The following is a 14,292-nucleotide window of genomic DNA, read 5'->3' as shown; positions in this document are numbered from 1 at the left end:
AGTTTAGAGCAAAAAAAAATCTCAACCAAAATGATTGAGATTTTAAGCAGTGGTGCCTCCAGGAATCGAACCAGGGACACAAGGATTTTCAGTCCTTTGCTCTACCAACTGAGCTAAGGCACCGCCTTAATTGTGATGCAAATATAGAACGAAAATTTTAACCTCCAAATCTTTTTAAAACTTTTTTTAAGTGATTTTATTTAAGTAACTGATATTGTGAAAAATAAATTTTTAAAATATTTATTTGTCTCGCAATTTTAGAGGGGAAAATAAATTTAATAGAGTTTTAACGATTCATTTTTGCTCTGATATTTTTCAGTTTAACAACAAATCATCATATTTGTGCTCTAGAATTCTATTATAAGTTCATATGAAATGGATTATTTGTAGTCTTGCTCTTGTTGGAGCAACGACAATACAAGCACAAACAGTATCTGTATCCCCATACTCTTCAATAGGTATCGGTGAGCAATTATTTAATAATAGTGCGGAACAAGGTGCTATGGGTGGAATATCTACTGTACCAACCAACCCTTACGGTCAAAATGCTAATTTTTCGAATCCAGCAGCCAATCAAAATATTCGAATGACGAACTTTAACGCAAGTGTTAGAGCTGAAAATAACGAATTCAAAACTGGACAAGATCAGAAATCAGCGGGTAGTTTTAAATTATCTAATATTTCGTTATCATTCCCAGTAAGTAAGAAAAGTAGTTTAGGTGTCGGATTTCAACCCTTTACAGGTTTAGGTTATAACATTGAAAATTCGTCTGAAAGAGGAGATGTTAAACAATTCTCTACCATGACTGGTAAAGGAGGAATAAACTCTATTCATGCATTTTATAATCATAATATTGCAGAAGGTTTATCTGTCGGATTACGAGCAAATTACTTATTCGGGGAATTATTAACAAACGAAAAAGTAACTGTAGAAGGAGCAAGTTTATTAACGGATTACGATACAAGAACTAATTACAGAGGAATTCAGTTCACTTTAGGAACAATGTACCAAAAGAGAATTGGAAAGACTAATAATTTGTACGTAGGTGCTTATTATACATTAGGAAGTAATCTAAATACAGATTTAAGAGAACTGGTTTCTACTTACACATATTTAGGGACTACTCAAGGTTCATTAGACACAATTTCATTAAACAGAAATTCGTCTTTAGATACTAAATTACCTCATACATTTGCAATCGGAACATCTTATACAAAAGATAATGCATGGTCTATTGCTGTAGAAGGAAAGTTTAATACATGGTCTGATTTTAATAAACCTACATTAAGTTCTCCATCATCAGTTGCAAATAATACTGAATATAAAAATAATGTTCATTTAGCAGTTGGAGGATACTGGATTCCAGATTTTAACAGTTACAAAAGTTACTTTAATCGTGTGATTTATCGTGCAGGAGCGTATTACGAATCAGCACCATACTCGATCTATGGAAACGATATTAATAGATACGGTGTAACGTTAGGTGCTGGATTCCCAATTGGGAAAACAAATGACGGATCAATGGTTAATGTTTCTTTAGAATACGGAAAAAGAGGAACAACAAGTAACGGTTTAATTCAAGAAAATTACCTAGGAATGAAACTAGGATTTGATTTAAACGACATTTGGTTTAGAAAACGTGTAATTGATTAATCATATCAATGATAAAAATAACAATGAATAAAAGTGTAAAAAATAGATTGTGGAATACTTTAAAATCATTTTTAGTAATTCTTCCTCTACTTTTTGCACTTATTTCTTGTGAAAGACAAACACCTGCTTTAACAAAAGGTAAAAAAACAAATTTCCCGAATAGAAGTCTTATAGATGCAAATATCATTTTTAAAGATTCTGGGAAAGTGACAATGAACTTGCGTTCACCTTTAATTGAAGAATATAGCTTGATAGATTCACCATATACAATTTTTAAGAAAGGTTTGGAGTTAGATTTCTATGAAAAAGGAAAAGAAAAACCAGGTTTTTTTAAAGCTGATTGGGGAAAATTAAGTGATGCAACAGGAATTTATGAAGGCCGTGGTAATGTAATAATTGTTACAGACGAAGGCGATTCAGTAAAATCGGAACAATTATTTTGGAATAAAAACAAGAAAATGATTTATTCCACAAAACAAGTCGAACTAATAGGTAAAGACGGGAGCAGAGTAACGGCTAAGAATGGAATTGAAGCTTCAGATGATTTAGAAACATATACTCTTTTCAATAACGAAGGATATATCTTAATGGGTGAGGATCAAAAATTTTAAAAAAATTTACAATAGACCTCATTCTTCTACTTTCTTCTATTTTATTATTCAATGTATTGTCGTATTTTCGCCCCTATTATCGTATATAAATTAACATAAGAATGGCAGTTTTAGGAGAAATTCGTAAAAAAACCTGGTTAATTTTCGTGGTAATCGGAATAGCAATGCTTGCTTTCGTAGCGGGTGATTTATTCGGAGAAAACTCAAAAATTAAACAGTTATTCACAGGAGATCCTAACCAAGTAGGAAGTATCAATGGTGAAAGTATTGGTATTAATGAATATTATTCTGCTCAAGAATCTGTACAAAACATGTTACAGCAACAAGGGCAAAATGTTTCAGCTAACCAATTAGCACAACAAACTTGGTCAAGTTTAGTGAGCCAAAAAGTATTAAAGCAACATGCAGAAAAATTAGGTTTAAAAGTATCTGATGATGAGTTTTGGAGCTATGTAGCACAAAATTTCGGGATGAAATCTCCAGCAGAAGCGCAACAACAAATTGCTCAGTTAGAGCAAGCAGCAGCTGCAGATCCTAACATGATGCAAAACTACAAAGGTTGGTTACAAACATCTGAACAGATTAAATTAGAAATTTTATCTCGTAAATACTTAAGCTACGTAATGGCTGGTACAGCAGTTACAGCTAAAGAAGCAGATTTACAACAAACATACAATGGTTCTAATGCAACGATTGATTATGCTTTTGTAGATTATAAAACATTAGCAAAAAAATTAAACGTTACGATTTCTGATGATGAAATTAATGCGTATACGTCTAAATTTCCAAAACGTTACGAAGCTAATGGATTAGTAAAAGTTGCTTATACATATTTCCCAGCAAAAGCATCTAGCCAAGATGATCAGGTTGCATTAGGAAATATCAAAAAGTATTTATCACAACAAATTAAACATGATGCAGTAAATAATGTGACGGATACAATTGAGGCATTTGGATCAGCGAAAAACGATTCAATCTATGTTTCTTTAAATTCAGATCAACCATTTATTTCTAACTATTTTTCTAGAGAAGATTTAGCAAAATCTAATTTAACGCCAGAAATTTTAGAATTCTTTAAAACTGCACAAGTTGGTCAAGTTGGTGGACCTTATAAAGTAGGAGATACTTATCAAATCTATAAATTCTCTAAATCTAAAGAGGTTAAAGATTCAGTAAATTCTAATACTGTTTACCAAATCGCAAACTTAGTAAAACGTATCGAACCATCTAAAGCGACTACGGATGCAGCATTTAAAAATGCTCGTACTTTCGCTCAAAATGTAGAAAATAAATCATTAAACGATTTTACAGCTGTTGCTAAAAAATCAAATTTTGTTAATGGAACTTCAGAATCAATTGAGCGTTTTGCACCATCAATTGCTCAAGAATTACCAGCAGACCAAACAGATAAAATTTTATCTTGGGCATTTGATAAGAAAACAGCAGAAGGTGCTACAAACTTATTTACTTCAGAAAATGGAGATTATATCGTCGTTCACTTAGTAAATCGTTTTGACAAAGGTTTAGCTGCTCCATCAGTAGTTAGAGAATTTGTAGAGCCAATTTTATTACAAGAGAAAATCTCTAAATTAGTTGATGAAAAAATTGGTACTGGAGGTATCGACGCATTCATTAAACAATTCGGAGGTGCAAAAGCAACAACAGCAGTTAACTTTGGAAACTCAAACATCCAAGGTGTAGGTTTAGAGCCTCGTGTTGTAGGAGCTGCATTTGGTGTTAAACCAAACACATCTTCTAAAGCAATTGCTGGTAATGCAGGTGTATTCTACATTACTCCAAAGTCTCAAAATGTTCCAACAGGACAAAAAGGAAACATGTTATTAGAAAACTTAAATCGTCAATTAAAAGGACAAGTTTCTCAAACATTATTACCTTCATTAATCCAAGCGGCTGATATTAAAGATAACCGCGACAGAATTATTAAATAATTGCTATTTCGATATAGATAAAAAAGCCCGAATCATTTGATTCGGGCTTTTTGTTTTATGCTAATTTGATTGAATTATAATTTAGGAATTGAAGCAATTAATTCTTGCGTGTATGTTGTAGATGGATTGGCATATACAATGTCGGCATCATCTAACTCTTTCATTTCGCCATGTTGCATTACAAGTAATTGATCTGACATATATTTTACGACAGCTAAATCATGAGAAATAAAAATGTATGTAAAACCATATTCCGATTTTAGGTCATTTAAAAGGTTTAAAACTTGTGCTTGCACAGAAACATCTAAAGCAGAAACGGATTCGTCACAGATGATGAATTTAGGCTGTAATGCTAAAGCACGTGCGATTCCTACACGTTGTCTTTGTCCACCAGAAAATTCGTGTGGATATTTGTTTAGATCTGCAGCTGATAAACCTACTTTCTCTAAAAGGGATTTTGAAGTTTCAAGTCGTTCTTTTTTATTCGATCCTATTTTATGTACTTCCATCGGTTCAGTGATAATTTGAGCAATGGTATGGCGCGGATTTAGACTAGAATATGGATCTTGAAAAATGATTTGAATATCACGTCTTAATTTTCTTACTTCCTCTTTCTTTAGTTTTGTAATATCTGTTCCGTTGAAGTAGATTTCACCAGCAGTTGGTTTTTCTAATAACAAAACTGTTCGTGATAAAGTAGTTTTACCAGAACCAGATTCACCCACTAAACCTAAAGTTTCGCCAGGATAAACCTTAAAGGAGATATCATCAACCGCTTTTACATTAGGAATTTCAGACTGACCAAATAATGAAGAAGGATAAAAATATTTCTTTAAATTTTTAACTTCTAAAATTGGAGTTTGATTATAAATTTTTTGATGAAATTTTTCTCTTTTATCAGCTGTATAAATTTCAGACTGATGATTAGCATCTTTCAAGAAATCTTTTACGGTTGGTAATCTTTTGTAGCGTTCTTCTAATCGAGGACGACACGCAATTAACCCTTTTGTATAATTTTCTTTCGGATGATTAAATATTTCGGTAACATTTCCTTGCTCTACAACATCACCTCTAAACATGACTAAAACTTCTTCACAAACATTAGCAATCACACCCAAATCATGAGAAATAAAAATCATGCTCATGTTTTCTTCTTGTTGTAATTCTTTCAAAAGATCCAAAGTAGCCTTTTGTACCGTTACATCTAAAGCAGTTGTTGGCTCATCTGCGATTAATAATTTTGGCTCGCACGCAATTGCCATAGCAATCATCACGCGTTGCTTTTGTCCACCAGATAATTCATGTGGATAAGCTTTATAAACACGTTCAGGATTCGGAAGTTTAACTTTCTCAAATAAACTTATAACCTTAGCTTTAGCGTCAGTTTTAGAAAGTTTTTGATGTAATAAGATAGATTCTTCCACTTGTTCACCACAACGTAAACTAGGATTTAATGAGGTCATAGGTTCTTGGAATATCATAGCGATATCGTTTCCACGAATTTTTCTGATTTCATCAGAGTCTAACTCAAGTAAATTGATGGTAGCACCGTTTTGATGAAACAGAATTTCACTACCGTGATGAATTTTGGCCATAGGAGATAATAATCCCATAATAGCCAAAGAAGTAATTGATTTTCCAGAACCAGATTCTCCGACAATTCCAAGAGTTTCTCCTTGATGTACTTTAAAATTTATATTATTTAAAACTTGTTTATCTCCAAAAGAAACAGATAAGTTTTTAACTTCAATTATCCAAGGTTGCGACTTTGTTGATGCGTTCATATTTAGCAAATATTGACAGCTGAAATTTACTGAAATTTATCGAATGTAGGAGATGAAGGAAAAAATGAATTTTGAATCTAAATTTTTTATAATTTTGTTGAGAATCAAAAATCTAATTTATTTTCAAGAAAAATTCTTAAATTAGAGCTAATGATTCCCAGCCTAAAAAATTTAACGCGCTGGTTTTTAATTTCAACCGATGGATACATACTCCCAGATTTCGACATTGTTTTTAGTTGCTAATCACAATGTCACAGATGAAATTTCAGTAGCAAAACTTTTGCTAACAGTTTTTCTTGTTTTCTTAAATGGTTTTTTCGTGGCAGCCGAATTTGCTATTGTGAAAGTAAGATCTTCTCAGATTGAAGTGAACCAGGATATTAATGCTGGTGTCTCTAATGTTGCCAAACTTATCGTAAACAACTTAGATTCCTATCTTGCTGCAACGCAGTTAGGTATTACTTTAGCCTCACTTGGATTAGGTTGGGTTGGAGAATCTTCATTAATGCCTGTAGTAATAAAATTATTTGAAGTTTTAGGATTAACAGGACCAGAATGGATGTCATTTGCACAAAATTTCTCATTCATTATTGCGTTCATAATCATTACAATTTTACACATTGTATTTGGAGAATTAGCGCCTAAATCATTAGCGATTCAATTCCCTACCAAAACAACATTTACCATTGCGTGGCCTTTACGAATTTTCTATTTCGTGTTCAGACCTGTGATTTGGTTAATGAATGGATTGGCGAATATGATTTTACGTGCAATTGGAATCAAACCAATTCATGGTGGTGATATTCATACAGAAGAAGAGCTTAAAATGATTATTACTGAAAGTTCAGAAGGTGGTGCAATTGAAGAATCAGAACGCGATTTAATTCAGAATGTATTCGAATTTGATGATCGTCGAGTTATTAATATTCAAACATTAAGAAAGAATATTTCAGCCATCAATGTTACAACTTCAGTAAAAGAAGCGATTGACTATGCGATAGAAGAAGGTTATTCTCGATATCCTGTTTACGAAGAATCGTTAGATAACATTATTGGTATTTTATATACAAAAGATTTAATGCGTCAGTTAATGGCAAACCCAAATGAAACGGATGTGAGAGGAATCTTACGTGAACCGATTTTTATTTCGGAAAGTGCAATGATTAAACACGTATTAAAACAATTCCAAAAGAAACGTGTACAAATGGCAATCGTTACGAATGAAGTAGGTGAGGTTGCAGGTATTGTTTCTATGGAAGATATTTTAGAGGAATTAGTTGGTGAAATTCAAGATGAATACGACAACGAAGATCCAATTGTAGAGCGTTTAGATAAAGGAGTTTATTTAGTAAATGCACATAATGCAATATCTGATATTAACCGTCTATTACCATACAAATTCGAAGAATCTGAGCATTATGATACGTTAGCTGGATTAATTTCAGAAGTGTGTTATGATCGTGAATTAGAAGAAGAAGATGTAATTGAATTGAACGAATATACTGGTGTCGTTAAAAAGATGTACCGCAATTCGGTAGAACAAGTTTTACTAACAATTCATGAAGGAATTGAAATTTTAGAAGATCCTACAGAAGATAATGTATAAATCAAAAGCCACTCAATCGAGTGGCTTTTTTATTTTATAAATCTTCTTTACGAACTAAAGGATTTTCATATCTCATTTTTCTAAAAACGTTAATTAATGTAACAACATCTTTTTCGCAATAATCCTTGATGCGTTCTACATTATTATCTTCGTAATATACTTTTGCTACTTGCGAACCATCAATGTCATCTTTTGGAGTTGGAATTTCGAAAATATTTGCCAACAAATCCAAAGATGTAAAATGTTTATAATCGCCAAATTTCCATAATTCCATTGTGTCCAAATGTGGAATTTCCCAAGGTTTTTTCCCGAACATTTGCAAAATCCTCGGAATTTCAATTTGGTTAATCATCATTCGTCTTGCGAGATATGGAAAATCGAATTCTTTCCCGTTATGTGCACATAATAAATGATCTGGTTTGAAAAAATTCTCGATTAACATCGAATTAAAATCCTTTAAAATTTTTTCTTCGTCATGACCATAAAAGCTTTTAATATGGATGTAATTTTCATTCACTACAATTCCACAAGAAATACAAACTATTTTACCAAATTCAGCCATGATTCCTGCACGATCATGATAAAATTCTTCAGGAGAAATTTCATCATTATTGCGCTGAAAAGCTGTTTTCTTTGCCCATAAATCTTTCGTACGATCAGATAATAAATTCCAATCATCTGTTTGCGGAACTGTTTCTATATCTAAGAAAAGTATTTTTTTATATGGAATAGTGTTTAGCATTATCTTATATTTTGATTAATACGCATAGCTTCATCTACCAAGCGGTAAACATCACCATCTTTTATAGCATTAGTTTGTGGTTGATCAAGGTGTTTTTTTCCAGTTCTAACCACGATTAAATTTTGCGAAGGAATTATAATTACACGTTGTCCTAAATGTCCTAACATGGCATAAAATGGAGTTTTATAAGATGGATCCATCCAAATAGAATGGCCATAAATAGGAACTTCATCTTTTTTGAATGCTTTCAGATTAGGTTGAACCATTTTTTGCACAAATGCTGAATCTAATATTTGTTTATTATTCCACTTTCCGTTATTTAAAAGTAATTGACCTAATTTTGCGAAATCACGACCTGTTGTATTAAAACAACAATATGTTTTTTCCATACCATTCGGATTATCTTTCGACCATTGCGCATCGAATTCCATCCCCATTGGTTGCCACAAAACTTCTTGTGCGTACTGTGAAATAGATTTATTTTTTAAAGCACGTTTTAAAACAATTCCTAATAATTGTGTATCACCAGAAAGATATTCAAAATGTCCTCCTGGATTTTTAATAAATTTTCGATTTAGAATTTGTTCTTCAATATTATCACCATAATATGCTTTCGCAGTAGGGTTTAATGGAAGATAATAATCTTCAGACCAATCGTATCCAGATGTCATTGCAGATAAATCGGCAATAGTACATTTTTTACCAAATTCATCGTTTTTAAATTCAGGTAGGAAATCAGTTATTTTTTGATCAAAACTTTTAATATAACCATCTTCAATCGCTTTCCCAATTAGCATTGTCGTAATAGATTTAGCTACCGAAAAAGAATTGGTAATACTAGATTCGTTATATCCTGTGTAATATTTTTCAGTTAATAATTGTCCATCTTTAATTATAATAAATGAAGCAGTTTCGTAATCAATTAATTCTTTTTCAAATGCAGGGTTTATTTGAATTTGATTATACGCCGAATGATTTTGCCAATACTGTGGAGTTCCTGCCAAGATGACATTATTGTCGAAGTCTTTATAATCGTTAATATTTGCTGTTTTTTCTCCTTTTAGATAGGTTAATTGCACACCTCGAATGATGTATGCATTACCCGTAAAATACAGAGCAAGAAGCAGTAAAGCAATAATAATTAAAATCCATTTTATAATCTTCCAGATTGTTTTCATACAAATTTATCTTGTCGAGTTACTAATTTAAACTATTAGTATTAAATTATGTTAATATTTTCTGACTTCGGTCTTATATTTGTAGAAATTGATTTAAATTTAATCAAATTAATAATCTAAAAAATATAAATATTATGGCATTTGAATTACCACAATTACCATATGCATTAGATGCATTAGAGCCTCATATTGACGCTAAAACAATGGAAATCCACCACGGGAAACACCATGCAGCATACACTACAAACTTAAATGCAGCTATCGAAGGAACTGATTTAGCTAACGCTACAATTGAAGAAATTTTAGCAAACGGAACGGGAACTCCAGCTGTACGTAACAATGGTGGAGGTTTTTACAACCACAACTTATTTTGGGAAACATTAGCTCCAAACGCAGGTGGTAACCCAACTGGTGAGTTAGCTGAAGCAATTGACGCTGCTTTCGGATCATTCGACGCATTTAAAGATGAATTTTCTAAAGCTGCTGCAACACGCTTTGGATCAGGATGGGCTTGGTTAGTTGTTGTTGATGGAAAATTAGTTGTTACTTCTACTCCAAATCAAGACAACCCATTAATGCCAGTTGCTGACGTTCAAGGTCAACCAATTTTAGGTTTAGATGTTTGGGAGCACGCTTACTACTTAAACTACCAAAACCGTCGTCCAGACTACATCAACGCTTTCTTTAACGTTGTAAACTGGGCTAAAGTTGCTGAGTTATACGCAGCTGCAAAATAATCTAATAAGATTTATTTAAATATCTCTTAAGACTTGCTTGTATAAGCAAGTCTTTTTTTATTTTTGATGTATGGGAATTATTATTTTAGAAAATATTAAAATCTATTCGAATCACGGGTGTTTAGACGAAGAAGCTCGTATTGGATCTGATTATTTAGTGGATTTAGAAGCTCGTGCAGATTTTTCTAAGGCTTGTGAGTCGGACGAATTAGTGGATGCATTAGATTATGTAACATTAAATAATATTGTAAAGGAAGAAGTTGGAATTCGTTCAAAATTATTAGAACATGTGTGTAAAAGAGTCTTAGATCGTATAGGTCAAGAACTTACAACTGTAACTTATGCGAAGATTAAACTTTCTAAGGTAAATCCTCCTATTGGTGGGCATGTAGAAAAAGTAAGTATTATTTTAGAAAAAGAATATTAGTCTTTGTATTTTTAAAAATATTGCTATATTTGCAAACCAAAATGATGGAAATGGTTCCTTGACCGAGAGGCTAGGTAGCGGTCTGCAAAACCGTCCACAGCGGTTCGAATCCGCTAGGAACCTCCAAATTTTAACCCTCTAATCGAAAGATTAGAGGGTTTTTTGTTTTAATTATTAATAGAATTTAATAATTTTTTTGAATAACTATCTTCTAAATAATTTAATAAAATATTTTCTCCAGAATCTTTACTGTTATTAATATAAAGAATATATACCATTTGAATTTTAAAAAAAGATGATTTTCATATTTTGATAATTTAATATTGAATTTAAATCAATTTATAGTTCTCTGAAATAAATTGTATATTAATGAAAATTAATCACTAATCATGGGCTTATTTAATAATAAGAAATATAAGAATGTTAAGTTAGATCAATTAAGATTCGAAATCGGTAGATGTTATTATAAAAATAGTTATGATTTATTTACGGGAGTTGCAGAATCATTTCATAGTAATGGAAAACTTTTTCAGCAAATAAATTTTGCAAATGGATTAAGACACGGATCTTATAAAGCTTTTCACGATAATGGTCAACTTGAAATTGAATTGAAATATGATAGAGGAGAACCAACTGAAAAATTTAAATCATATTATGAAGATGGTAAATTACGAGAAGAAGGTAGTTATTTGATAAGTAAAAGATCTATATATTATGAATTTGAAAAAAATTTAAGTTTATATTTTCATTCAAATGAAACTCCTACCGGATATTTATATGGTAACTTAAAAAGTTACTATAGAAATGGACAAATTAAATTAGATTTTGAATTTTCTTTTGGTCGTCGTCATGGTATTTGTAAGAAATTTCACGAAAATGGTCAACTTGCAGAAATTGGAGAATTTGATCATGATAATTTTATAGGTGATCATAAAAAATATTCAGAATCAGGTGTGTTATTAACTATAAAATGTTACGAAAATAATACGCTAGTATTTCATAGAGAATTTAATACAAATGGAAAAGTTAAAAGATCTATAAGTTATAAAAACAATTTTTTAGATGGGTATATAAATTTATATGATGATCATGGGAATTTAAAAAATGAAATAGAGTTTTATAATGGAGAACTAGTGCATTATTATAGTAATAATCAAAATCTTTAATACATTAAAAAGGTACTCTATTGAGCAGCTTTCTTTTTTGAGATGTGTTCTGCTATTTATACACACTTGCACGTTTTAAATTCTATTTATTTGGGATTTATAATATTCCACATTAATATTTTATCTTTGCTATAATTTGATGATTCAATTTGAAACAAATGGCAGAAGAAAAACAATATATAGAGAAGGAAGTGAATTATAAAGGACACACCAAGACTTTTAAAGTTGAGGTGATGCCTGTTCCTCCGTTCGATCCAAATTATATTACAGAGGAAGCTTACGAACGATTAAAAAAAGATTATATCGAAGAGGCGAAAAATCGTTTAGCTGACGAAAAAATCCTTTGGGTTTTTGGAATAGAACAAGAATTACAAAAATAAATTACAATAAAGTCGAGATTTTTTCTCGACTTTATTTTTTCTCGACATATTTAGGCGTTTGATTCTGTTATATTTGAGTAGAAATTTTAATTAACGCTTATGACAAATAAAAAAGTAGTTTACATCGATCTTGATGGTGTAATTGTAGATTTAATTGGTGAATTAAACCACGAATTATCAACCTCAACAAAAGTTTATGAAGATCCAACTGATTTAATTGATGATTCTGAAACCATCTTCCTTAATGCAAAGCCAATTCCTCATGCATTAGAATCTATCAACGAACTAGAAAAACATTACGATGTTTACATTCTTTCTACCGCGCCTTGGCACAATATCCACTCTTGGTCACAAAAACGCATTTGGGTAGAAAAATATCTTCCGTCGATGTACAAAAAATTAATTTTAACTCACCACAAAGAACAATTAATAGGTGATTATTTAATTGATGACCGAACAAAGAATGGTGCAGGTGAATTTAAAGGTGAACACATTCACATTTTTACCGATCAATTTCCGACTTGGCAAAGTGTAACTGATTATTTAATTCCTAAAAACTAATGTTAAAAACACTAAAATTATGATTGATATTACAACAAAAACCTATGCAATTAGAGAAATCTTATCAAGCAATGTTGATTGCGAATTTACCTCTGTCGTCGTTACGGTAGATAAAGAGAAAATTTTTGAAGAGGTAAAATCTCTTTTCCCAGCATATAAATTTACTGACGAGATTGATGATGATTTTGAAGAAATTGGTAATGTTAGCGCTTCAGGTCAATTGAATCTTTATTACGATCCTGAATATTATCTTACGCTGAAATTATTTTACAATAAGTTACAAGATATTTACGCTCTGAAATTAAAACAATAAAAAAACCGACTACTTATAGCAATCGGTTAATATATTATTGAGGTTGTTGCCCTTGGGCTTGAATCTCTTCGTATTTTTTTAATTCTTCTTCAGATAATCGATTTTTTAATTCATCAATCACATCATCTAAAATTTTCTGATACGCACCAGTTTGAGTATAGTAGTATTTATAACTGTCCTCGAAAATTTTGTGAGTAGTTTCATGTTGATCAAAAATATACATCGTATTTTTTGCAACATCTAAAACTTGATTTGGTGATTGACTCTGAATTGAATTCATCATTTGTTGACTTGTGTAAATATCAACCAAAATATCACGCATTTCAGATTTACTTAATAAATCATCTGGTTTCTGTGCGTAAGGTTTACTGCACGATACAATGCTAATAAGTATAATAAAAATGTAAGCTATCTTTTTCATAGTTTGCCAAACATGTTTCGTAATCTTAAAGATATAACTCCAAATACAGCTTCGCCTATAATGTCTGAACTAATTTTAGATTCTCCTAAAGTTCTGTCAGTAAAGATAATAGGAACTTCCTGAATTTTAAATTTCTTCACCCAAGATTTGTATTTCATTTCTATCTGAAAGCCATATCCTTTAAATTTAATATCATCTAAACCTAACGTTTCTAAAACTTCAGCTTTATAACCTACAAAACCAGCAGTAGCATCATGTACAGGAAGATTGGTAATGACACGTACATATTTGGAAGCAAAATAAGACAATAAAACTCGTTCCATTGGCCAGTTTACAACATTTACACCATTACTATAACGAGAACCAACAGCAACGTCAGCACCGTTTGCTAATGCATCGTATAAACGAGGTAAATCGTTAGGATTATGCGAGAAATCAGCATCCATTTCAAAAATGTACTTGTAATTATTTTTTAAAGCCCATTTAAAACCATGTACATACGCTCTTCCAAGTCCGTCTTTAGTAGTACGCACTTCCAAGTGTAAACGCCCGTTGCTTTCTGTAAATAATTCACGAACTAAATTACCAGTACCGTCTGGAGAACTGTCATCAACTATTAAAATATCAAAAGTATCATCCACTGCCAAAACTGCTTTGATTATGGCTTGTATATTTTCTTTTTCATTATATGTCGGGATGATGACTAATTTGTCTGACATAAATATCATTTTGAGGGCATAAAGATAGTTATTAGATTGATAGG

Annotated in this window: 15 protein-coding genes and 2 tRNA genes; 11 read left to right on the top strand and 6 right to left on the bottom strand. The window is 31.4% G+C overall.

What is annotated here, in order from left to right; all coding sequences use genetic code 11:
- Window positions 1-50: 50 nt before the first annotated feature.
- Window positions 51-123: transfer RNA gene (locus tag J9309_RS04250), tRNA-Phe, on the bottom strand.
- Between the two features lie 247 nt (window positions 124-370).
- On the opposite strand from J9309_RS04250, the gene J9309_RS04245 reads away from it, so the two are divergent.
- The 3 genes from J9309_RS04245 (at window position 371) to J9309_RS04235 (ending at window position 4,214) form a co-directional block, all read left to right on the top strand.
- A complete protein-coding gene (locus J9309_RS04245) occupies window positions 371-1,654 on the top strand; it encodes an outer membrane protein transport protein (protein ID WP_230477283.1) in 1,284 nt (427 codons plus the stop codon).
- Window positions 1,655-1,677: 23 nt separating this feature from the next.
- Window positions 1,678-2,265 (top strand): LPS export ABC transporter periplasmic protein LptC, encoded by a 588-nt coding sequence (gene lptC, locus J9309_RS04240; protein WP_230477281.1) that lies wholly within the window; start codon window positions 1,678-1,680, stop codon window positions 2,263-2,265.
- A gap of 101 nt (window positions 2,266-2,366) precedes the next feature.
- Complete coding sequence (locus tag J9309_RS04235; protein WP_230477279.1) at window positions 2,367-4,214, top strand: SurA N-terminal domain-containing protein; 1,848 nt, start codon at window positions 2,367-2,369, stop codon at window positions 4,212-4,214.
- A 74-nt stretch (window positions 4,215-4,288) separates the two neighbouring features.
- Here J9309_RS04235 and J9309_RS04230 read toward each other — a convergent pair whose 3' ends face one another.
- Window positions 4,289-5,998, bottom strand: coding sequence for an ABC transporter ATP-binding protein (locus J9309_RS04230; protein WP_230477277.1), 1,710 nt, complete (start codon window positions 5,996-5,998; stop codon window positions 4,289-4,291).
- A gap of 199 nt (window positions 5,999-6,197) precedes the next feature.
- Between J9309_RS04230 and J9309_RS04225 the strand changes: the two genes are divergently transcribed.
- Window positions 6,198-7,604, top strand: coding sequence for a hemolysin family protein (locus J9309_RS04225; protein ID WP_230477275.1), 1,407 nt, complete (start codon window positions 6,198-6,200; stop codon window positions 7,602-7,604).
- A gap of 34 nt (window positions 7,605-7,638) precedes the next feature.
- On the opposite strand, the gene J9309_RS04220 is transcribed toward J9309_RS04225, so the two are convergent.
- Window positions 7,639-8,346 (bottom strand): 3'-5' exonuclease, encoded by a 708-nt coding sequence (locus J9309_RS04220; protein ID WP_230477273.1) that lies wholly within the window; start codon window positions 8,344-8,346, stop codon window positions 7,639-7,641.
- Window positions 8,346-9,524, bottom strand: coding sequence for a serine hydrolase domain-containing protein (locus J9309_RS04215; protein ID WP_230477271.1), 1,179 nt, complete (start codon window positions 9,522-9,524; stop codon window positions 8,346-8,348). Before J9309_RS04215 ends, J9309_RS04220 begins: the two co-directional genes overlap by 1 nt.
- Before the next feature lie 134 nt (window positions 9,525-9,658).
- Between J9309_RS04215 and J9309_RS04210 the strand changes: the two genes are divergently transcribed.
- The 7 genes from J9309_RS04210 to J9309_RS04180 all read left to right on the top strand — a co-directional run bounded on the left by J9309_RS04210 (window position 9,659) and on the right by J9309_RS04180 (window position 13,108).
- On the top strand, window positions 9,659-10,261 hold the full coding sequence (locus J9309_RS04210) for a superoxide dismutase (RefSeq protein ID WP_121934405.1): 603 nt from the start codon (window positions 9,659-9,661) through the stop codon (window positions 10,259-10,261).
- A 70-nt stretch (window positions 10,262-10,331) separates the two neighbouring features.
- Window positions 10,332-10,688 (top strand): dihydroneopterin aldolase, encoded by a 357-nt coding sequence (gene folB / locus J9309_RS04205; protein ID WP_230477269.1) that lies wholly within the window; start codon window positions 10,332-10,334, stop codon window positions 10,686-10,688.
- Window positions 10,689-10,740: 52 nt separating this feature from the next.
- A tRNA-Cys gene (locus tag J9309_RS04200) sits at window positions 10,741-10,814 on the top strand.
- Between the two features lie 263 nt (window positions 10,815-11,077).
- Window positions 11,078-11,854 carry a toxin-antitoxin system YwqK family antitoxin gene (locus tag J9309_RS04195; protein ID WP_230477263.1) on the top strand — a complete coding sequence of 259 codons (777 nt, stop codon included), beginning with the start codon at window positions 11,078-11,080 and terminating at the stop codon, window positions 11,852-11,854.
- A 158-nt stretch (window positions 11,855-12,012) separates the two neighbouring features.
- Window positions 12,013-12,234, top strand: coding sequence for a hypothetical protein (locus J9309_RS04190; RefSeq protein ID WP_230477256.1), 222 nt, complete (start codon window positions 12,013-12,015; stop codon window positions 12,232-12,234).
- A gap of 99 nt (window positions 12,235-12,333) precedes the next feature.
- Window positions 12,334-12,795 (top strand): 5' nucleotidase, NT5C type, encoded by a 462-nt coding sequence (locus J9309_RS04185; RefSeq protein WP_230477255.1) that lies wholly within the window; start codon window positions 12,334-12,336, stop codon window positions 12,793-12,795.
- Window positions 12,796-12,814: 19 nt separating this feature from the next.
- Window positions 12,815-13,108 (top strand): hypothetical protein, encoded by a 294-nt coding sequence (locus J9309_RS04180; protein WP_230477253.1) that lies wholly within the window; start codon window positions 12,815-12,817, stop codon window positions 13,106-13,108.
- A 34-nt stretch (window positions 13,109-13,142) separates the two neighbouring features.
- Here the strand turns inward: J9309_RS04180 and J9309_RS04175 are convergent, their stop codons facing one another.
- On the bottom strand, window positions 13,143-13,529 hold the full coding sequence (locus J9309_RS04175; protein ID WP_230477251.1) for a DUF4296 domain-containing protein: 387 nt from the start codon (window positions 13,527-13,529) through the stop codon (window positions 13,143-13,145).
- On the bottom strand, window positions 13,526-14,248 hold the full coding sequence (locus tag J9309_RS04170; RefSeq protein WP_230477249.1) for a polyprenol monophosphomannose synthase: 723 nt from the start codon (window positions 14,246-14,248) through the stop codon (window positions 13,526-13,528). The genes J9309_RS04175 and J9309_RS04170 overlap by 4 nt, the downstream gene beginning before the upstream one ends.
- Between the last annotated feature and the right edge of the window lie 44 nt (window positions 14,249-14,292).

Source organism: Faecalibacter bovis (genome assembly GCF_017948305.1).
Taxonomy (GTDB): Bacteria; Bacteroidota; Bacteroidia; order Flavobacteriales; family Weeksellaceae; genus Empedobacter; species Empedobacter bovis.
The sequence above is the reverse complement of the archived record's forward strand: the minus strand, read 5'-3'. Positions and strand labels throughout refer to the sequence as shown.